The organism is Campylobacter concisus, from assembly GCF_003049085.1.
GTDB lineage: Bacteria > Campylobacterota > Campylobacteria > Campylobacterales > Campylobacteraceae > Campylobacter_A > Campylobacter_A concisus_H.
The window spans coordinates 127,472-148,467 of sequence record NZ_PIQX01000003.1 but is presented as its reverse complement, the minus strand read 5'-3'; the positions used below and the strand labels follow the sequence as shown (position 1 = coordinate 148,467).

At 43.5% G+C, this 20,996-nt stretch carries 19 protein-coding genes and 2 tRNA genes; 12 read left to right on the top strand and 9 right to left on the bottom strand.

Annotation, left to right across the window (positions count from 1 at the left end):
- Positions 1-24 precede the first annotated feature (24 nt).
- Positions 25-101, top strand: a tRNA-Ile gene (locus CVT13_RS04690).
- 111 nt (positions 102-212) lie between these two features.
- Here the strand turns inward: CVT13_RS04690 and CVT13_RS04685 are convergent.
- Complete coding sequence (locus CVT13_RS04685; protein WP_107811779.1) at positions 213-872, bottom strand: M48 family metallopeptidase; 660 nt, start codon at positions 870-872, stop codon at positions 213-215.
- The gene (locus CVT13_RS04680) at positions 862-2,301 is read right to left on the bottom strand and encodes a UvrB domain 3-containing protein (protein ID WP_234411973.1); all 1,440 of its coding nucleotides are present in this window, start codon (positions 2,299-2,301) and stop codon (positions 862-864) included. Before CVT13_RS04680 ends, CVT13_RS04685 begins: the two co-directional genes overlap by 11 nt.
- Before the next feature lie 470 nt (positions 2,302-2,771).
- Here CVT13_RS04680 and fdhD point away from each other — a divergent pair, with 470 nt between their 5' ends.
- From fdhD to CVT13_RS04655, 5 genes are all read left to right on the top strand, one after another.
- On the top strand, positions 2,772-3,554 hold the full coding sequence (gene fdhD, locus CVT13_RS04675; RefSeq protein WP_107811778.1) for a formate dehydrogenase accessory sulfurtransferase FdhD: 783 nt from the start codon (positions 2,772-2,774) through the stop codon (positions 3,552-3,554).
- A complete protein-coding gene (locus tag CVT13_RS04670; protein ID WP_107811777.1) occupies positions 3,547-4,314 on the top strand; it encodes a winged helix-turn-helix domain-containing protein in 768 nt (255 codons plus the stop codon). Before fdhD ends, CVT13_RS04670 begins: the two co-directional genes overlap by 8 nt.
- A gap of 26 nt (positions 4,315-4,340) precedes the next feature.
- Positions 4,341-4,529, top strand: a complete 189-nt coding sequence (locus tag CVT13_RS04665; protein WP_002951016.1) for a hypothetical protein — start codon at positions 4,341-4,343, stop codon at positions 4,527-4,529.
- A gap of 182 nt (positions 4,530-4,711) precedes the next feature.
- Positions 4,712-6,040: an aminotransferase class V-fold PLP-dependent enzyme gene (locus CVT13_RS04660; RefSeq protein ID WP_107811776.1), complete on the top strand. Its 1,329-nt coding sequence runs from the start codon at positions 4,712-4,714 to the stop codon at positions 6,038-6,040.
- A 70-nt stretch (positions 6,041-6,110) separates the two neighbouring features.
- Complete coding sequence (locus tag CVT13_RS04655; protein WP_107811775.1) at positions 6,111-7,292, top strand: hypothetical protein; 1,182 nt, start codon at positions 6,111-6,113, stop codon at positions 7,290-7,292.
- A gap of 100 nt (positions 7,293-7,392) precedes the next feature.
- Here the strand turns inward: CVT13_RS04655 and tupA are convergent, their stop codons facing one another.
- Positions 7,393-8,211 carry a tungstate ABC transporter substrate-binding protein TupA gene (gene tupA, locus CVT13_RS04650; protein ID WP_103600293.1) on the bottom strand — a complete coding sequence of 273 codons (819 nt, stop codon included), beginning with the start codon at positions 8,209-8,211 and terminating at the stop codon, positions 7,393-7,395.
- 72 nt (positions 8,212-8,283) lie between these two features.
- On the opposite strand from tupA, the gene tupB reads away from it, so the two are divergent.
- From tupB to fdh3B, 6 genes are all read left to right on the top strand, one after another.
- Positions 8,284-8,976, top strand: coding sequence for a tungstate ABC transporter permease TupB (gene tupB / locus CVT13_RS04645; protein ID WP_107788234.1), 693 nt, complete (start codon positions 8,284-8,286; stop codon positions 8,974-8,976).
- 93 nt (positions 8,977-9,069) lie between these two features.
- Positions 9,070-10,023: a tungstate ABC transporter ATP-binding protein TupC gene (gene tupC, locus CVT13_RS04640; protein ID WP_107811774.1), complete on the top strand. Its 954-nt coding sequence runs from the start codon at positions 9,070-9,072 to the stop codon at positions 10,021-10,023.
- Positions 10,024-10,324: 301 nt separating this feature from the next.
- Entirely contained in the window at positions 10,325-11,050 is a 726-nt protein-coding gene (locus CVT13_RS04635; protein WP_107811773.1) for a molecular chaperone, read from the top strand.
- Complete coding sequence (locus tag CVT13_RS04630) at positions 11,037-11,213, top strand: twin-arginine translocation signal domain-containing protein (protein ID WP_107811772.1); 177 nt, start codon at positions 11,037-11,039, stop codon at positions 11,211-11,213. Before CVT13_RS04635 ends, CVT13_RS04630 begins: the two co-directional genes overlap by 14 nt.
- A gap of 47 nt (positions 11,214-11,260) precedes the next feature.
- On the top strand, positions 11,261-14,071 hold the full coding sequence (locus CVT13_RS04625) for a molybdopterin-dependent oxidoreductase (RefSeq protein WP_107811855.1): 2,811 nt from the start codon (positions 11,261-11,263) through the stop codon (positions 14,069-14,071).
- A 1-nt stretch (position 14,072) separates the two neighbouring features.
- Positions 14,073-14,714 carry a formate dehydrogenase FDH3 subunit beta gene (gene fdh3B / locus CVT13_RS04620; protein WP_084040953.1) on the top strand — a complete coding sequence of 214 codons (642 nt, stop codon included), beginning with the start codon at positions 14,073-14,075 and terminating at the stop codon, positions 14,712-14,714.
- A gap of 252 nt (positions 14,715-14,966) precedes the next feature.
- Here fdh3B and CVT13_RS10650 read toward each other — a convergent pair whose 3' ends face one another.
- From CVT13_RS10650 to mnmA, 6 genes are all read right to left on the bottom strand, one after another.
- Positions 14,967-17,210 (bottom strand): molybdopterin oxidoreductase family protein, encoded by a 2,244-nt coding sequence (locus tag CVT13_RS10650; protein ID WP_413784298.1) that lies wholly within the window; start codon positions 17,208-17,210, stop codon positions 14,967-14,969.
- A 259-nt stretch (positions 17,211-17,469) separates the two neighbouring features.
- Positions 17,470-18,789, bottom strand: a complete 1,320-nt coding sequence (locus CVT13_RS04605; protein WP_234411972.1) for a hypothetical protein — start codon at positions 18,787-18,789, stop codon at positions 17,470-17,472.
- Positions 18,790-18,840: 51 nt separating this feature from the next.
- The gene (locus CVT13_RS10395) at positions 18,841-19,116 is read right to left on the bottom strand and encodes a hypothetical protein (protein ID WP_234411971.1); all 276 of its coding nucleotides are present in this window, start codon (positions 19,114-19,116) and stop codon (positions 18,841-18,843) included.
- Positions 19,117-19,150: 34 nt separating this feature from the next.
- The gene (locus tag CVT13_RS04600; protein WP_107811769.1) at positions 19,151-19,417 is read right to left on the bottom strand and encodes a helix-turn-helix transcriptional regulator; all 267 of its coding nucleotides are present in this window, start codon (positions 19,415-19,417) and stop codon (positions 19,151-19,153) included.
- A 333-nt stretch (positions 19,418-19,750) separates the two neighbouring features.
- Positions 19,751-19,825, bottom strand: a tRNA-Asn gene (locus CVT13_RS04595).
- Between the two features lie 112 nt (positions 19,826-19,937).
- Complete coding sequence (gene mnmA / locus CVT13_RS04590; RefSeq protein WP_087576724.1) at positions 19,938-20,960, bottom strand: tRNA 2-thiouridine(34) synthase MnmA; 1,023 nt, start codon at positions 20,958-20,960, stop codon at positions 19,938-19,940.
- Positions 20,961-20,996: the final 36 nt, after the last annotated feature.

Here is a 20,996-nt window from a genome sequence, read left to right as displayed (position 1 = left end):
ATAATATGATTTTCTTTCAACTGTGGGTTCATAGCTCAGTTGGTTAGAGCATCCGGCTCATAACCGGATGGTCCCAGGTTCGAGTCCTGGTGAACCCACCACTTACTTTATCAACAATAAAAAATTAAAAATTTTTCATCACTTTTCCTTAGATTTTAAAATACTTTTAAAATACAAAAATGTTTAATAGTCCAAAATTTAAGCCAAATTTTCTAAACTCTTTCTAAAATTTCCTTGCGTTTTTGCCAATCAGGCATATAAAGCGTTAGATAGTCATAAAATTTCTTTGAGTGATTTGGATACAGCAGGTGAGCAAGCTCGTGAAATATGACGTACTCGATGCATGCTTTTGGCTTTTTGATAAGCTCTATGTTTAAATTTATATATGATTTATATGGGTTGCAACTCCCCCATCTTGTTTTCATCTGCCTTATCTTTACGCTTTTGATATCTTGTTTTACTATCTTGTTAAATTCTTGCAAGATATTAAAAAAATATAACATCGCCTTTTCATAGTACCACCCATAGATCAAATTTTCTTTTCGTTTTATATCGCTTTTATCTTTTACAAATAGCTCAAGATAGCCACATTGAAGCTTTACACGCTCCTCTTTAGACTGCACGACTTTAAGCCGGTAGCTTCGCCCAAGATATTTAAAGTCTTCGCCGCTTACGTACTCTTTTTCGGGCGTCTTAAACGAGGTAAAAAACGCGCGCTTTTGTGCTATCCATTTAGCTCTTTTTTTTATGATAAATTTTATATGCTCATCGCTTGCGGTTTTTGGCGCGGTTAGGATCGCTTCGCCATTTGGTCTAACTTTTAAGGTGATGTTTTTCACCTCTTTTTTGATGATTTTTACCTCATTTAACATAAAAGCTTATCTCTATTCCACGGATAGTTTGGTAAATTTTTTCCTTCTCATCAATAGAAACGTCATATTCATCCTCTATCTCCCAAAGAGCGTCCTCCATAGCGCTTGTTATCTCATTTTCTACATCTTTATTATTGTGCCATTCTGGTTTTTTTGAGGCCTCTTTGTAAATTTCATAAAATTTCACGCTCAAATTTTTAGCAACCACCTCAACATCCACAAGCTTTACATCTGCCAAAATGTCAAGCAAATTATCATAAATAGCAAATAAAATTTTCTTACCATTAAATTCTTTTGGATATCTGTCTTCATTTGGCTTTAAAGCGCCAGTTATGAGGTCTTTTAGTAGTTTTGCTTTGGCAAGTTTTTCTTCCTCACTTAGCCTTTTTGCCTTGTACTCGTCGATGATATCTTGTATCTGCTGCGCTATTGATTTATAAAAGGCTGGATTTGAGTCCATTTTCTCTTTTACCACCGCGCTTACGGCACTGATGATAGTGTCAGCCTTTGCGTTTTTACCCTCAACCCTTTGCACCTCATCGTCAAATTCCGTCTCAAAGATATTTACGAGTTTCGTAAGCTCATTGACCCCTTGTGCATTTACGTAAGTATCGAGCAGCTTTTGCATCTGCGCTTCGTATTTGCCAAAGTCACAAGCCTCGTGATACCTTAGTTGCACAGCCTTTCTTAGCTCGTTATAAAATTTAACCCTCTGCTTATAAGCTTTGATCTCCTCTTCGCTTAATATGTCATAAATTTTCTCACTTGAAAGCGCTAGCTTAAACGCCCTAGCAAACTGTGATAGCCACTCTTTAAAGTCGTCTCGTTTTTGCACATCTTCTAAAACCGCCACGTAGCTTTCTAGATCGTCTTTAAATTTCACACTGCTAAAAAGATCGTCCAGATGAGCAAAGTAAGTCTTAGCCTTTATTATCTCGCTTCTTACATCTATCACGGCTCCAGTTATATCTTCTGGGTCAAAGCCACTTAGCGAAGCATAGCTAGTAAGCGCCTCATCAAGCTCGCCAAGAAGCCCCCTATAATCTATGATGTAGCCATAATCTTTTCCATCATAAAGCCTATTTACTCTAGCTATTGCTTGAAGCAAATTATGCTCTTTTAGCTGTTTATCTATATAAAGTGTGCTTGCTCTTGGCGCATCAAAGCCAGTTAAAAGCTTATCAACGACGATGAGCAAGTCTATCTCGTCGCCATAAACAAATTCATCCTTCACATGCTTTAGATACTCTTCCTCACTGCCGTAGCCCTTTATAGTCTCTTGCCACGCCTTTGCTATATACTCTTTATTTCCGCCCTCAAGCTCCTCGTGCTCGTTGCTTGATATCACATAAGCACTTTTTATCTCTCCAAATTCTTCAAATATCTGATGATATTTTATGGCGTCATATTTTCTTTGCGTTGCCAGCATCGCCTTAAAGCCGCTTTTTTTCAAAGTCTTTTTGATGTGCTCATTTATATCCACGTGTTTGAGTCATGCACGGGCTATATAACAGTAAAATACGGCTTGACAAAATTAGTTTTTTGACTCGACTCTATAATATAAATTTCCTTCTCGGTCTTACGTCAGGCCGCAAATTATATTTATGATTTTTCAAGATTTAACCTACATATGCGGCAAGTTATGTGCGATCTCGTTCTAGCCTTATGCTATTTTTTATTATTCCTTCATTTCTTATGCAAATAATAGATAATGATAAAATCGTGGTCAAAAATATCTTAAGATATATGCTAAATTCGCATATACAAATCATCATCAGATACCGATAAAAACGCGCTAAAATACGTTTAAGTTTTTGCTTGATTTAAGCAAGATTTCACTACAATCAAATCTTAAATTTAGATTTTCAAGCTATCATTTCGCAAAAATTAAGGAAAATCATGCAACCTATTTTTACGACCCAAATCACCAAATTTAAAGGCGCGCAAAAAAGCGTCGTTGATGATATTTTGGTGCGCGAGATCAAGCTTGAGGTCTACATAAACGGCAAGCGTTTCGGCGCGGTGATGGCAACTCCGACCGATCAGGAGGCACTAGCTGCAGGCTATCTCATCAGCGAAAATTTGATCGCAAGCCCTGAGGATATCGAGAGTATCGAGCTTTCAAAGGATGCTTTAAGCGTGCGGGTAAAGGCTAAAATAAACGAAAAACGCCTCGAGCAGTTTGATGAGGAAAAGGTGATAATCAGCGGCTGCGGACGCAGCTCGACGGCAAACATCGACCCTGAGGCTATGGCGGCGCGCTCTATAAAGGCCGACGTCAAATTTAACAAAGACGAAATTTTGCGCCAGATGGGGCAGTTTTACACGCAGTGCGAGCTTTACGAGATGACGGGCTGCGTGCATACGGCTAAGCTTTTCGTGAACGGAGAGCAGTTTTACATCGGCGAGGATATCGCTCAGCATAACACCATAGACAAAGCCGTCGGCAAAGCTATACTAGCCGGCGCGCAGCTGCAAAATTCGTTTTTGATGGTGAGCGGCAGGCTCAGCTCCGAAATGGTCGCAAAAGCCGTCATGCACGGCATCCCAGTGCTCGTCTCGCGTACGGCTCCGACTAGTCTTGGCGTCGTGATAGCGCGTAAATTTAACCTAACGCTGTGCGGCTTTGCTCGCGGCGAAAACATAAACGTGTATAGCGGCGCAGAGAGAATCTATGAGTGAGCAAATCCGCGAACTGATAACAAAACTGTTAAATCCAAAGGGCAGGCTAGACTGCGGCGCGGCGTTTAAGATCGCCTCAAAGCTAGGCGTAGAGATCGGCGAGGTTAGCGACGAGGCCGAAAAAATGGGTGTAAAGATAGATAACTGCGAGCTGGGGCAGTTTGGCGGACTGGAAAACGGACGCGGCAAATACACCGTGATGACGCAGCTAAAACAGATGACCGACGAAAAGGGCAGGATACTGTGCAAAGACGCTAGAGACGCGGCTGCGGGCGTGGGGCTAAAGACGATCCGCTCGACGCTAAAAGACTATAAAATCGACGTAAAATACTGCCAGTTGGGGTGTTTTAAGGAGAAGAAAGGAAAAAAGATGAGAGTAAAAACCAAAACTTGGATAGAAAACGACGAGGGCGAGCTGATATTCGGCAAGGGCAAAACCGAAGTCCTAGACGTCATCGCCGAGGTCGGCTCGATCTCAAAGGCCGCCGAAATCCTAGGCATGAACTATAAAAAATGCTGGAATCATCTGCAAATTTTGCAAAAAAATCTAAAAGAGGAGCTCTTCACCACCAAGCAAGGCGGCGGCGAAAATGCCGGCACGACGCTAAACGAACGCGCGCATGAGCTCATAAACGCCTATAGGCAGCTACAAAACGATATCGAGGACTTTGCGGATAAGCGCTTTAAGGAGCTATTTTTGAAAAAAGACGGCGAGAAAAAGGACTCGACCAAAGACGACGCAAAAGATAAAAAGAAATAAAACCACATCAAATTTAAGGGAGAAAAATGTACGTAAAACTAAACGATAGAGTCTATCTAAACAAAGACAAGATCACTAGAATAAAGGTAGATAGCGTCCAAGACGGTATCAGGATTCGCTTCTACGAGGGGCAAAATCAAGTCGCTAAAAGCGGACGCTTCGAAACTGAGGCAAAAGCTATCGAGTGGCTAGAGAAAAATTTTATAAACAAATAATAAAATGGTCGTGAGCCTCTGTGGCTCGCGCTTCTGTGCTCTATCAAGTTAAATTTGCCGCTTTGCGGTTAAATTTAGCTTGCTCAAATTTAATCTCCAAATTTACTAAATCATTTCCACCGCAAAAGCCCCAAATTTGCGAAAATTTAATATAATTACCGCATCAAATTTAAAGAGTAAAAATGGCAAATTTAGACGAAATACGAAAAAATATCATCTTAAAGCGTGACGTGCATTATTTTGACTACACCGCTTCGGGGCTTGCCTATGAGCCCGTAGAGCGCGAGATAGCAGACGCTCTCAAAACCTACGCCAACACCCACTCCGACAGTAGCTCTAGCGCCATCATCACGCAGCGGCGCTACGAGGGCGCGCGCGAGAGCCTAAAAAAGCTACTTGGGCTTGACGAGCGGTTTTATCTCATCGCTTGCGGGCAGGGCGCGACGGCCGCGATCAAGAAATTTCAGGAGCTACTAGGCATTTACCTGCCGCCTGCGACCGCAAGCGCGATCGGCGAGGCAAATTTACGCGCCGCGCAGCTTCCGCTCGTGCTCGTTTCGCCCTACGAACACCACTCAAACGAACTTAGCTTTCGCGAGGGGCTTTGCGACTACCTGCGCGTGCCGCTTAGCGAGTCTGGCGAGATCGATCTGCTCGCACTTGAGCGCATCCTAAAGCTTAATGCGGGACGCCGCATCATCGGCTCGTTTAGCGCCGCCTCAAACGTTACGGGCGTCGTTAGCGACTGCAAAAAGATCAGCGAGCTAATCAGAGCCGCAGGCGGCATCGTCGCCTTTGACTGCGCAGCGCTGAGCTCGCACGCAAATTTAGATTGCGATTACTTCGACGCGATTTTCCTCTCGCCGCATAAGTTACTCGGCGGACCTGCAAGCTGCGGGCTTTTGGCGATCAAAAAGGAGCTGCTCGGTAGCGACGTGCCGACGTTTGCCGCGGGCGGGACGGTCGCTTACGCTAGCCGCGAAGGACACGTATTTTTGAAAAATCCCGAGCAACTAGAAGAAGGCGGTACGCCGCCTATCATCGGGCTTATGCGCGCAAATTTGGCCTACGCACTGCGAAACGAGGTGGGCTTCGAACAAATAAAAAGAGCCGAGGACGAGCTAGCGCGGCTTTTTGAGAGCGAGCTAGCAGGCATTGACGAGATCATAAACTACGCTCCAAAGGGCGCGCCGCGGCTGCCGATAATTTCCTTTAACGTGCGCGGCGTCTCGGCGTATGATTTCGCCGCGAGCCTTAGCAACGACTTCGGTATCCAGACGCGCGCGGGCGTGATGTGCGCGGGCCCGTATGCTCACGATCTGCTGGGTATCAAGGAGGGGCGCATGCCAGAAAGTAAGCCCGGCTTCGTGCGCGTGAGCCTGCACTACACGCACACCGAGCGCGACGTGCTCTATCTCGTGGACGCGATAAAATCCTGCATCAAAAAACACCGCGAGCTTTGGGGCGAGGAAAAGGCGATGTATGAGATGTTCGGCGGGAAAATTTTCTAAGCGCAAAAAATAAAATTCACTATGTAAAAGTTAGATTTATGCGAGTAATATAAACCACCTGGAGTAAAAAATGAATATTCAAGTACTAACTCAACGCACTTGCTTTTTGAGAGATAAGAATTTTTGTATAAGCAAAATAAGCGAGCCGAGAAGTTTTGATGAATTTGATTATAATATAGTAGATTTTAACGATGGTCAGCTCTGGAAATTTGATAAAAATAAAAGTATATGTTTGGACATTAAAGGATTTGCTAGCTTATTATCAGAAATACTTAAGGAAACTAAAAAAAGTAATACTTTGATAATAATGCCACAAAATATAACGACAGAAGAAATTGGTGGCGATGGCTGGACAATAAGTATTTCCAATATAAAAATATCTAGTATAATCCAATATTTTCCGGATTCTTTATCGCCAATGATACGTAATTTTCCAACTATCAGATATGAAAGAAGTGTAACTAAAATAGATGATTACACATTCTTATCTGATTTTGTTTTTGATGAGTCTATACACAGATCGTTAAAAAAATCAAACGGCGGAAAAAATGTTATATTGGAGATTAATGGCGTATATATAACAACACTAGACATAAAAGACAATAATGCGGCTCGCGCGGTTCTTTATTTTATATTGTCTAAATATCAGAAGTCTGTAGCTCCGGAATGGATAAACAATATAGAGCATTTTAGTAATATAAGTTATTTGAGTGAAAAAGATGAAATATTAAAACAACTTGATGTATTAGAAAAAGAAATATCTAAAAATAATAGATTTAAATCAATCCTATATTCAACAGGAGATGAGCTGGTTGGTGTAGTGAAGGAAATTTTAGTAGATATTTTTAAACTAACAGATAGCCATTTTATAGATGTAAAAAAAGAAGATTTTAGATTCAAATTTAGAGATATTAACTTTATAGTAGAGATAAAAGGGATAAACACAAACGTTAAAAATAGCAATATAGCACAATGCAAGAAACATGTAACTGATTTTTTAATAGCTGAAGATACTATGTCTCCAAATAACGTAAAGGGCCTACTGATAATTAATCCTCAACGCGACATAGATCCTAGCAAAAGAGAGCCGATACATGCCAATCAAATAAGTTATGCAAAAAGTGAAGGTATATTAATAATAACGACTTTAGAATTACTAAAATTATATCAAGCATATACTAAAGACGAGGTGGTTAGTAATAAGTGTTTTAAAATATTTAAAAATAACGTCGGTGAGTTTAAATTTGAATAAGAGGTAAAATAGATTTTGATTTATAAAAAAGGGCGCAAAGCGCGCCCGAATCACGCAAATTTAAGCTCTAAATTTAACCCAAATTTGCGCGTAAATAAAATTAGTTCTTGCGGGTATTCGCGTCAGGCGTGAAAAGCGGCTTATCTAGCAGCTTAAAGTCGCCGATAAATTTCTGACCCTCTTCGCTCGTCGCCCACTCTATAAATTTATTTGCGTTTTCGATGTCGGCCTTAGCGCAGTGCTTCGGATTTACCGCGATTAGCGAGTAGAAGTTCTTTAGGTCGTTGTCGCCCTCGTTGATGATGACCATCTCAGGCGCGCCTTTTTTGGTGTCCTCGTACTTGATGTAGGTGCCGCGGTCGGTGAACGTCACGCCCTTTTGCTCGGCTGCCGCGTTGATAGTAGCTAGCATGCCTTGGCCGGTTTGCATGTACCAACTGTCTTTTTCAGGTACTTCGCCAACGATTTTTTTCCAGATACCTTTTTCTTTGTTGTCGGTGCCTGATTTATCGCCGCGAGAGAAAAATTTGATATTCTCTTTTTTGATTAGCTCAAAGCTCTCTTTTATGTCTTTGCCTTTAAATTTATCGGCGATCGATTTATCGGCGATAACGACGAAGTCATTGTACATTACGGCTTTTCTCTCGACGCCAAAGCCCTTTTCTACGAATTCTTTCTCGACTTTTGGCGAATGCACGAAAAGTATGTCCGCATCGCAGTTTTCGCCGAGTTTCAAGGCCGCTCCGGTGCCTACCGCCGTCCATTTGATATCGACGCCGGTTTTTGCCTTATACGCAGGGTAGATCGCGTCTAGTAGCCCCGTGTTATCGGTGCTGGTGGTGGTAGCCATAATGAGTTCGCTATCGCCCGCAAACGCCAAAACGCTCGCGATTAGCGAGCCTAATATTACTTTTTTCATTTTTCTCCTTTTTTAAAAGTATGCTATTATAGCACATTAAATTAACCTTAGAAATATGCGGAGAAAGAATATTTGGATTTTTTATTAAACGGATTTTTGGAGGCCTTTAGGCTGCTTTTTAGCGGCGATGAGGAGACGTATTCGGCGATCAGGGCGACGCTTTACACTTCGAGCGTTTCGATATTTTTTACGATTTTAGTCGGTTTTCCGCTAGGCTTTACGCTGGGATTTTACGATTTTAAAGGGCGCAGGATTTTGAGACTGCTCAGCGATACGGCGCTTGCGATGCCCACCGTTGCGATCGGACTTATTTTGTATGCATTTATCACGCGAAACGGCCCGTTTGGCGAGTTTGGGCTGCTTTTTACGCTAAAGGCCGTGATGCTGGGGCAGTTTGTGCTAGCACTACCTATCATCATCTCGCTAAGCGCTAGCGTCGTGGAAAATATGGACAAAAAACACTATCTAACCATCCTAAATTTACGCCTGAGCGCGCCGCGGCTAGTGGGCTGCGTGCTGTACGAGCTGAGGTATGCTCTGATGGTGGTCGTAGCGACGGCGTACGGGCGTATCGTGGCCGAGGTCGGCGTGGCGATGATGATCGGCGGAAATATCAAATATTTTACCCGCACGATCACGACTGCGGTGTCGCTGGAGACGAATAAGGGCGAGTTTGCGATGGGTATAGCGCTGGCTTTGGTGCTTATCTTTATCGCGTTTGCCGTAAATTTGACGATACACGCGCTAAAAAGGCTGGATAAATGAAATTTTATAAATTTAGAAAATTTACGCTCGCAAAAAGCGGGCTAGGCGCGTCAAATTTGAGCCTTTGCGCAAATTTAACGAGAAAGGCGCAAAGTGATAAACGTTAGAAATTTACGCCTAAACTACGGCGCGAGCGAGATTTTAAACATCCCGCGCCTTGATATCGACGTTAGCAAAATCACCGCGCTAACTGGCAGCAACGGCAGCGGCAAAAGCACGCTAATGCGAGTGATGTCGTTTTTACAAAAGCCAACTAGCGGCGAGGTGCGGCTGTGGGGGAGCAGCGCGCCGAGTCTAAATTTACTGCGCGACGTTAGCGTTTTGTTACCAGAGCCCGCGCTTTTAAAACGCTCCGTGAGGGAAAATTTTAGAGCCGTTTTAAAAAGCCGCGGAGTACTGGGAGAATTTGACGAGCGAGCGAGCGAGACGTTAAATTTGGTCGGGCTTAACGAGAGCTTTTTAAACAAGCGCCACTTTGAGCTAAGCTCGGGACAGACGCAGCGCGTTAGCTTTGCGTTAAATTTGGCGCTTAGATCGCGGCTTTATCTGCTTGACGAGCCGACAAATAGCGTGGACGCGGGCACTTCAAAGCTTTTTGGCAAGGCCGTGCTTTACATGCGGCAAAGATACGGCTGCGGCTTTGTGATCGCTAGCCACGATGATAAATGGCTAAGCGCGGTCGCCGAAGAAAACGTCTTTTTGCACAAGGGGCGCGTGTGCGAATTCGAATACAAAAATATTTTCGACGCGCAGGGCGGGGTTTTAAAATTTGACGAAAATGCGAGCGTAAATTTGCCGCAAAATTTACGTAACGCCGTAAAGATCGCCGTAAATCCAAGCAAAATAACGCTAAGCAAAACGCCGATAGATGGGTATTTGGGCGGTATCTTGCACTCGGTTTCGCTCTATCTTGGCAAAGAGCTTTTGGTGAAAATCAAAGTCGGCGACTTTTTGATTAAAACGCTGGCGGCGAATTCGCAAAATTTTAGAGTCGGCGAAAATATTTATTTTAAATTTGACGAGGAAGCGTTTTTGGGGCTTGAGTGAGCCCTGAAATTTTGCAAATTTCGCTTCAAATTTTAAATTTAGACTCGTTTAACGCCCGTTAAAATAGCCGAGTTAAAAGTAAATATCAAAATGAAGCGTAAATGTAAGATATATGCGTAAATTTCATATTTCTTTTATCCCTTAAAATTCGCTACAAGTAATATGCAATTAAGGCACATTTAAGCGTATATTAATTTTTTTAATTTATTTTTTTTTAAGTATAAGAAATAAGCCAAAAAGTAGTATAGTTTTACAATCGAGAAAAATCTCAAAAAATAGACAAAAATGATAAAGGAAGGCGATGACTAGCAAGGGCGAATTTGCGGCGGGACGTGGGCTTTACTACTCGCTATTTTCGCGTTTTTTCGTTTTTAGCCAAGAAGCCGATAGATTTAGCGGCGTAAACGCGATGCTAGGCCTTGCCTCGGCGCACGCTCTAAACGAGGAATCGGCCGACGCGATAATGCGCATACAGGCAAAATTCGACGAGAAAAATTCGCAAAATTTAGCGGATGAATTCGATGAAATTTTCCACGCTCTGCCAAGTCCGCTTAGAAACTCGCTGTCCTACTACGACGAGGGCTACGAAGTCGGACACGCCTGCACAAAAGTGCGTAAAATTTTAGCCCGCACAGACATTAGGCGCGACGAGGCTAAATTTAAAGAAAACGAAGACAACGTGGGCTTCGTGTTTGCGCTGATGAGCGAATTTATCGCGCGAGAGAGCGAGCAGGAGCTATATGGCGAGCTTGAGGAGCAGCTTTTTAAAGAGATCATAAACCCAAACATCGACGAGTTTATAAATGATCTTTTTAACCACGAAAGCAGCGAAATTTATAAAGACGTCGCAGTGCTTTTGCAAGGATTTATAGAGTTTGAGCGCGTAGTTTTAAGCGCGCCGCGTCCTATAAATCAAGGCAAAAACAAAAAGACTTTGGACGGAGTTTCAAGATCTGAGGCCATAAGAAGACAAAAAAACCGAGTGAGAAAGATAAAAGCTATGGAGGAAGAAAATGCAAAAAAATAGGCGAGAATTTTTAAAAAAGGCGGGGCTAGTCGGCGCGGCAGCGGCTACGGCCGGAGTAGCAACGGCAGCGGTGTCAAACCTAAAATACGGTAAAAGCAAAAAGACCGAAGTGCTTTATAAAAGAAGCAAAAACTGGGATCTATACTACGAACAAGCGAAATAAATAAAATTTAAGAAAGGATGAATATGTCTGAGGCAAATTTACGTCTTATGCCCCACTCAAACGCAGTCGGGCGAAGATCGTTTTTAAAAATGGCCGCGCTAGCAGGCGTAGCGGGCGGCATGAGCGGGCTGGCTGCTAGCGGTGTAACTAGAAGCGCCACAAAAGAAGAAATGGCAAATCCGTTTCCAAACTCTAAAATCGTAAAAACCGTTTGTACGGTTTGCTCCGTTGGATGCGGAGTGCGCGCCGAGGTAGAAAACGGCGTTTGGGTACGCCAAGAAGTAGCCCAAGATCACCCGGTAAGCGCGGGCGGCCACTGCTGTAAGGGCAGCGACGTCATCGATATGGTGCGCTCTCACTGCCGCGTGAAATACCCGATGAAAAAAGTAGGCGGCAAATGGAAACGCATCAGCTACAAAGACGCGCTTGACGAGATCGGCGCCAAATTAAAAGCGTATCGCGAGAAAAACCCTGAACAAGTGATGTTTCTAGGCTCTGCAAAAGATTGCAACGAACAAAGCTACTACATCAGCAAATTTTCCGCGATGTTTGGGACAAACAACCTAGATCACCAAGCTAGAATTTGACATAGCGCAACAGTCGCCGGTGTGGCGAATACGTGGGGTTATGGAGCTATGACTAATCACCTTGGAGATATCCAAAACGCGAAGTCTATCTTTATAATCGGCGCAAATCCGGCTGTAAACCACCCGGTGGGATTTAGGCATTTTCTAAAAGCGAAGGAAAATAACGGCGCAAAGCTGATCGTTGTCGATCCAAGATACACGAGAACTGCTGCAAAGGCTGATTATTTTGCTCAAATTCGCCCGGGCACGGACATACCTTTCATGTATGGCATGATGAATCTCATCTTTGAAAACGGTTGGGAAGATAAGAAATTTATAGATGACCGCACGTACGGCATCGACGAGATCCGCAAAGAGGCTGCAAAGTGGACGCCAGAAGTGGTCGAAGACGTAACCGGAGTACCGGCTGCGACGCTAAAAGAGATAACGGAAGTTTACGCTAAAAACCGCCCTGGATCGGTCGTTTGGGCGATGGGTCTAACTCAGCACACCATAGGCAGCTCAAACACTCGTATCGCTCCGATCCTGCAACTAGTACTGGGAAATATGGGCGTATCAGGCGGCGGCTGCAACATCCTGCGCGGTCACGACAACGTCCAAGGCGCCAGCGATATGGCAAACGCGCCAGATAGCCTGCCTGGATACTACGCTAAAAACGAAGCCACGTGGAAATACTTCGCTAAAATGTGGAAAGTAGACTACGAGTGGTTGCAAGGTAACTTTATAAAACCTGAATGGATGTTTAAGCCGGGATTTACCCTAGCTCGCTGGTGGGCAGGCGTACTTGACGGCAAAAACGGCAATGACCCGGTTGAAAACGCAGGCGATAGCCTAAAAGCCCTAATCGTCATAGGCAACGGCATCACCTCTACCGCACAACAAGCAAAAGTACAAGAGGGCCTTGACGGCCTTGAGCTTTTGGTGTTGCTTGATCCTTTTGTAAACGACGCCGGCGTTATAACAGACAAAAAAGACGGCGTCTATCTACTGCCTGCAGCGACGCAGTTTGAAACCAGCGGCACGGTCGTAGCGACAAACCGTAGCGGTCAGTGGAGAAGCCAGGTTGTAGAGCCTCTGTTTGAGAGTATGCCAGATCACGAAATTTTATTTGAGCTTGCCAAAAGGCTAGGCTACTATGACGAGCTAACTCGCACGATCAGAGACTCCGAGGGCAAGATCGAGTGGCCTGAAGCAGCCACTCGCGAGATCGCTAGTATCGTAAAAAGCATCGGTCTAACCGGCTGGACTCCGGAGCGTCTAAAACGCCATCAGGCTAACTGGGATAAATTTGACGAAAAAACGCTAATGGGCAAAGAGGGCACCGAGGTAGCGGGCGAATACTACGGCTTGCCGTGGCCTTGCTGGACGGAAAAACACCCTGGCAGTCCAAATTTATACGATATAAGTAGACCGGTAATGCAAGGCGGTATGGGCTTTAGAAACCGCTTCGGCCTAGAGCATAACGGCGTAAATCAGCTAGCTGGCGACGGTAGCGCGCCTGTAGGCGGAGCGCAAAGCGGCGGATATCCGGAGATCAAAAAAGATAACATAGAAAAGATACTAGGCATCAAGCTAACGGATGAAGAGCGCGAAAAAATGGGCGCTACTTGGGCCACGGACGGTAGCGGTATAATCGCAGAAAAATGTATGGAAAAGGGTATTGCACCGTACGGCAACGCAAGAGCTAGAGCGGTAGTTTGGACCTTCGTCGATCAGATACCGCAGCACAGAGAGCCGCTACATACGCCTCGCCAAGACCTTGCGCAGAAGTATCCGAGCTTTGAGGATAAGCCGAATCACTACCGCGTATTTACGAAATACAAGAGCTTGCAGCTAAGTAAGGACTTCTCGAAAGAATTCCCGATAAATTTGACTACGGGACGCCTTGTAAACTTTAGCGGTGCTGGCATGGAAACGCGCGCTAGTATGTATCTATCGCGTATCACGCCTGAGATGTTTGCGGATATCCATCCTGAGCTTGCGGCTAAACACGGCATTAAAAACTGGGATTTCGTATGGATTCATTCGCCTGAAGGCACGAAAATCAAGGTACGAGCTAGAGTCGTACCGTCGGTCAAACTAGATACTATATTCTTGCCGTTTCACTGGGCTGGATACATGCAAGGCATCGATATGACTGGTAATTTCCCAGAAGACACCAAGCCTTATGCGGTAGGCGAGAGCGCAAATACCGTCGCTAACTACGGCTACGATATAGTCACTCAAATCCCCGAAACCAAAAGCGGTCTATGCCGCATAGAAAAGGCGTAAAATGAGCGAATTTAACGATAACAATAGACTTAAATTTTACTGCGACGACGATAGATGTATCGACTGTAACGGCTGTGCGGTAGCTTGCGACGAGGCTCACGAGCTGCCTCTTGGCATCCGCCGCCGCCGCGTCATCACGCTAAACGAAGGCGTACCAGGTAAGGAAATTTCAACCTCGATAGCCTGCATGCACTGCGAGGACGCGCCGTGCTCGCTGGTTTGCCCGGTTGATTGCTTTTATATCAGGAGCGATGGTATCGTACTACACGACAAAGATATCTGCATCGGCTGCGGATACTGTCTATACGCGTGTCCGTTCGGTGCGCCTCAGTTCCCGCGCGAGGGAGTTTTTGGCGCCAAAGGTTCGATGGATAAGTGCACGATGTGCGCAGGCGGTCCGCTACCGACGAATAGCGAAGCCGAGCGCGAAGAGTACGGCCAGGATAGAATTTCCGAAGGCAAAGTGCCGGTTTGTGCGGCGATGTGCTCGACAAAGGCGCTGCTAGTAGGAGAATCGGCAATGATAGAAAAAATCTACGGCGATAGAGTCAAGGCTCGCGGCTACGGCTTTAAAGACCTAAAACAAACTCTGACCTGGAAGCTCGCCTACTATGCTGGCGATAGGCTTAAAATAAAATCTTAAAATTTAGCTCGCTCTTGCCGAGATTGCGGGGGCGAGTAATCTCATCAAATTTGACACGGTTTGGCTGCGTCAAATTTGACTCACACTTCTTTGATTTCATTAAATTTTACATGGGTAGTTCGTTAAATTTGACTCACACTTCTTTAGCTTTATTAAATTTTACGCGGTAGTTCGTCAAATTTGAATGCAGGCAAATTTAAAATAAAAATGGATAAATTTTAGCAGAAAAAAGGGCGGTCTCCCGCCCTAAATTTACGCTCTAACAGGCGACAAATACGGATTTGCCGAGTGCATCGACATCTCGTTTTGCTCTCTAAATTTGATAAATTCCTCTTCGCTTAGACGCCTGATGTTTGCTATCGTCATCTTTAGCGGCGTGATGCCCGAGAGCGGATCGGGATCGCCCGCGTTGGCTAGCTCGTTACCGTCGGCCTCGCTGTAGTGGAAGGTCGTAAATATCGTGCCTTCTTTTAGATCCGGATTTATGCGAAGTTTTGCCGCGATCTGGCCGCGTTTGTTTTGTACGAGCGCGTAGCAGCCCTCCTCTAGCTCCCTCTCGCGAGCGATATCGGGACTCACCTCTATGAGCGCGCCCTCGATGCCCGCGCCGTATTCAAGAGCCGGACACTCTCTAGTCATCGTGCCGGTGTGGTAATGATAGACCTTGCGTCCGGTCGTAAATAGGCACGGATATACCTCGTCCGGCACTTCGCTAAGCGCGCCGCTACCGACAGGATAGCCGTCCGGGATATTCATCTTGGCTCTAAATTCGGCCTCAGCCTTTGCGCGCTCCTCTTTATCGTCTACGTAAAGCACCGGCGCGAAGCGGAATTTGCCGCCCGGCAGCATGGACTTGTGATCTGCGTAAAGCACCGGCGTGCCAGGGTGTTCCTCGTCTGGGCACGGCCAGCTGATACCGCCTAGTTTGCCTAGTCTATAATAGCTTATGCCGCCGAAAAATTTAGGCATGAGCTCCCTTAGCTCGTTCCAAATTTGCTCAGGGCTCGCAAAGTCAAATCCCTCTAGTCCCATGCGGTTTGCGATGTTGCAAACGACTTTCCAGTCAGGCTCCACGCCGCTAACAGGCTCGCTAGCCTTTCGCGTGCGTTGGACGCGGCGAGAGGTGTTGATAAACGTTCCGTCCTTTTCGCCCCAGCCAGCGGCAGGTAATACGACGTCGGCCTTGTGCGCGCTTTCTGTGAAAAACAAATCCTGCACTATAAAGCAGTCTAGATGATGCACGGCGTGGGCGAAGTGCTCGGTCCAAGGGTCGCTCATTACGGGGTTTTCGCCGTAGACGTAGAGGACTTTTAGCTCGCCGCTATCCATTTTATCCGGCGCTTGCGTTAGCTTAAAGCCCGGAACCGGATTTAGCTCAAAGTGCCATACTTTGCGCGCTTGCTCCTGTGCATAAGGGCTATTTACCGCGCCGGCCGGGATGACGTTAGGCAGCGCGCCCATGTCGCATGCGCCTTGGACGTTGTTTTGACCGCGCAGAGGATTTACGCCGGCACCCTTTTTGCCTAAATTTCCGGTTAAAACGGCTAAATTTGATAGCGAAAATACGTTTGACGTGCCGTCGCTAAACTGCGTGATACCCATCGTGTAGCAAATCGCCGCCGCGCCTGCTTTAGCATACATTCTAGCTGCCTCTATGATGAGCTCTTTTTTTATGCCGGTTTCGCGCTCGAAACGCTCAGGCGTAAAGTCCTTAACCGCTTCTTTTAGATATTCAAATCCCTCGGAGTATTTCTCGATAAATTCGCTATCTTGCAAATTTTCGGCGATTATGACATGCATCATTGTATTTAGCGTTTTGATATTCGCTCCGATCGGGATTTGCAAGAAAATATCGGCTTTTTTGGCCATATCGGTGCGCTTTGGATCTACGACGATCATCTTGGCACCTCGCTGAAGGCCGCGCTGCATCTGCATAGCGATGATCGGGTGACACTCGCTCGTGTTGGTACCGATGAGTAAAAATACGTCCGTATCGGTCGCAAATTCAACTAAATCGTTCGTCATCGTTCCGTTTCCTAGCGTGCTGGCAAGACCTGCCACTGTAGGAGCGTGTCAAAGACGGGCGCAGTGATCGACGTTGTTACTGCCCTGGGCGCGGAAAAATTTCTGGAAAACGTAGTTGTCTTCGTTATTTGAGCGCGCGGAGCTAAAGCCCATGATCGAGCTTGGGCCGTATTTTTCGACGGTGGATTTAAATTTATCCGCGAGGAAATCATAAACCTCCTCAAAACTCACTTCTTCAAGCTCGCCGTGCTTGTCGTAGACGCCGTTTAGCTTTCTAATCATCGGTCGGCTTAAGCGTTTAGGAGAGTTTACGAACTCCCATCCGAACATTCCTTTTAAGCAAAGCTCGCCATCGTTTACGTGGTGGTCTTTGCTAGGTTTGGCATCTATGATTCTACCGTTTCGCACGATAAGATCGATGCCGCAGCCCGTACCGCAATATGGACAGGTGGTCTTTACGATCTCTTCCATTTTTGCTCCTTTCTGGTATTACTAAAAATTATGAGATTATTATACAACTGCAAATATAAATTTAGTTTTAAAATTAGTATATTTTTTTAAGAATTATTTAAGTAATATGTAAATTTAGAATATTCCTTTTTTGGCTAAATTTGCCTTTAAAATCGTATTTTGAAAGCAAAAATCACATATTAGTCATTTTGATAAAATTTGTCCTACCGGTACTACTCTATAATAATCTATTAAAGATTTCTTGCTGCCGATAACTTGCTTATATCTCCATCCCATCCCTACTGTATGCTTTGCCTTTTATCTCATTTTTTATCTCTGTAGGCTCATCATCCAGTAGCTTACTAAAATTCGGTATTAAATTGCTTATTTTTGAGATAAAATTAATAACCTTCGTTTTAAAGCTTTCTATTTCGTCTTTAACTTTTACTTCTTCTTCTAGCTCAGATATTCTTTGAACTTTGCCATTTATAGAAGTTTGTAGTTTAACGATTTGTAGTAGCTTGCTTTCATTGTCTTCCTTTAAGGCATTCTCGTTACTTAACGACGCCTCCAGCTCTTCGTTTCTTTGTTTCAAAGACTGATTTGTTTTTTCTTTGCTTTCTAGATCTGTATTAGCTTCTTCGAGCTTGCTTTGTAGGGCATCGCTTTGGTCGGCTTTTTGTTTTAGTTTATCTATTTGCGCTATATCAGCTTCAATATTTTCTAATCGGCTTTTTAATTTATTGTTTTCATCTTCTTTTTGGATTAGCTCGGCCGAGAGGTTGCTTATTTGCAAATTCCTATCTTTTATAATATTGTCTTGATTGTTTAGGTTCGCGTTAATCTCTTTTAGATTTTTATTTTCTTGGATTAGATTTTCATTGGATTGATCCAGCTCGTTATTTTTTGCAATTATCTCACCCTTGTTTATTAGTTGATTCGTTAGCTCGTAAACCCTTTGTTTTAGTTCTACGTCGGTAACTATACTTATATTATTTTGCATTTGATCTAATACTAAATTCGTAAGACTCGTTATAAAAGTCTTATCGTCCTCGATTTCCAATCTCAAATAGTCTTTGCCGAACATAGACTCTTTCTTTTTTATATACTTTCTTGCTTCATCGACTATGGATTGTCTAATTTTATTTTTAAACTTTTGCTCATTACTATACTCTTTTTCGGTTTTGTGCATTTGTTTTATATTTTTATGCCTCATCTTAGAGCCTAGCTTGCCGCGCAATGCTATGCCCTTAAACGCCGCCCCTCCCATTTCTTGCATACTTCTGCCGAATTTTAGCGTTTCGCCCTTGCCGTTAAACCTAAGATTTTTATGGTTTTCAAATTGGTAATTCGTAAAAATAAGCTGATAATGCTTAGTTTTCTCATCGTTGTGCTCAGCGATTAGCAGGCATTTAACGCCGTATTTAGCGCAATAATCGTTTGCAAATCTTCTAACTCTGTCGAGCGAGACCTGAGCGTTGATAAAATTTACTTCGGTTTTATTTAGCTCTTCTTTGGATTCTTTATTCCGATCGGTGCCGAAACTTATGACTATTTCGGAAAACCCGACCATATTTTCTCGCCAACGATTCTTTACCACCTTGCCGTTTTTATAGATTTTAGTTTGGGCTTCGTAGTCGGCCTTCATTTTTTAGTGGTATTTTTTCAAGAGTGCTTTTATATACTTTCTATCGCTAAATTCCCTATCGCTATTAGGCATCTCTCGCATATTGCCGTTATCGTTATATTCGCTAAGCACTATGTATCTATTATTACGGCTGTTGCCTCTAAGATATCCGATCTTAGAGGCGTGCTTAACCTCTCTAACATTGTGCTCATACCTTATAATAGCCTTTTTGAGCGTCAAGAATTCGCTTCTTACACAAAGAACTAGGCTGTGTCCGCCTATTTGAAGAGCATCACTCATTTTTAGTCCTTTTCTTTATTATCTACTATAGAAATTAAGAGCATGTTTTAACCCTTTTTTGAAAAATATAAGTCGCAATGTCCGTTATCGCAAACGCTATGCGAGAATTCTTTGCATCTCCCATCTTTATATAACGCGGAATATCTCTGCCCTGCGATATACGAAGATCAAGAGTAGATACGCCGATGCCAAGAACCCCTGCGGTTTGCTTTCTGTCTAGAACTACCTTTCCTTTATATTGGCTAGATATGCGCTCAAGAAGCGTTTTGTACTCTACATCGTTATATAGTTCGTTAAGCATCCCATTTTCTACTTATGCTTATTCTTATATAACTAATTATATGTACTTTTCATTTACTCTTGCTATTTTGAGTAGTTTTTGGATAGTTTTTGAAAAATTTTTAATACCCTATGATTCCTTAGGGTATTTTAGAGTAATTTAGGATAAAAAATGTTTTCTTGTTTTTAAAAACAAAAATAAAGCATCTTAGATTGACTTAGAAAACATGGCGAGAAATTGGAATATTAAAAAATTTCGGGAACAAATAGGGAACAAATTTTATAAAACTAAGAAAACTTAAAGTTCTTAAAACATCGTTAAAATCGGGATTTTAAAATGATTTTTGAAGATAAATGGCTCCGGATGCTGGGTTCGAACCAGCGACCAAGTGATTAACAGTCACCTACTCTACCGCTGAGCTAATCCGGAACACTTGAAAAGAGCTCGTATTATAGACGAAAAGATATGTTTTGTCAATAAATTTTAGCTTAATTTATAAAAAATTGTACAGAGCCCAATAAATTTTTATAAAAGGCTAAAACTAGCCTTTTATAAATCCACTTGCAATAACCTTATCGCCATCATACATAACACAAAGCTGGCCTTGCGCCACACCAAGTGCATTTTGATTTAGCGTTAATTTTGCCGTTTTATTCTCTTTATCAACCTCAACAAAAGCATCAAGTTTAGGGCTTCTATATCTTATCTTGGTTTCGCACTCAAATTTATCTTTATCTATAAATAAATTTACGTTTTCAAGCTCGACTACCTTTTGAGCCAAGTCATCTTTTGTTCCTACAACGATCTCGTTTTTATCGGCATTTATCTTTATAACAAAGTGTGGCTCATGGGCGCCAAAAACCTCAAAACCGCGGCGCTTACCGATAGTATAGTGCATATAGCCTTGGTGGCGGCCGATTATTTTGCCATCTTTATCAACTACGTTTCCTGGTAAATTTGTATTGTAATGCTTATTTAAAACCTCGATATAAGTATCTTCCACAAAGCAAATTTCACTACTTTCTGCCTGCGTAGCAAATTCTTCAAGCACTTTTACACTTCTTGCAAGCTCTTTTATATCTTTTTTAAATTTATCCCCAAGCGGGAAAATAACATCTTTTAATATCTCTTTTGGCACTTGAGCTAAAAAGTAGCTTTGATCCTTGCTAGGATCTTTTGCACATGTGATAAATCCATCAATAACTTGCACATAATGCCCAGTAGCAAGCTTCTCACAGCCATTTGCCTTTGCAAAATCAAGCAGCGCACCAAGTTTTATAAATTTATTGCACAAAGCACAAGGATTTGGCGTCTTGCCCTCTTTATAGAGCTTCACAAAAGGATCATAGACAAACTCGTTAAATTTATCCTGCAGATCCAAAATATGCACCTTTATGCCAAGATACTCGCCTACTTTTTTTACTTTTCTGATATTTTCTTCGTGATATCCTGGCTTCTGATGTAGCATCATATAGCAGCCTTGCACTTCATGACCAGCTTCTTGCAGAAATTTAGCCGTCATAGTGCTATCTACACCACCGCTCATTGCGACCATTATTTTCATATTTTTTACCTCTTTGAAATTTAAAAGCGGATATTT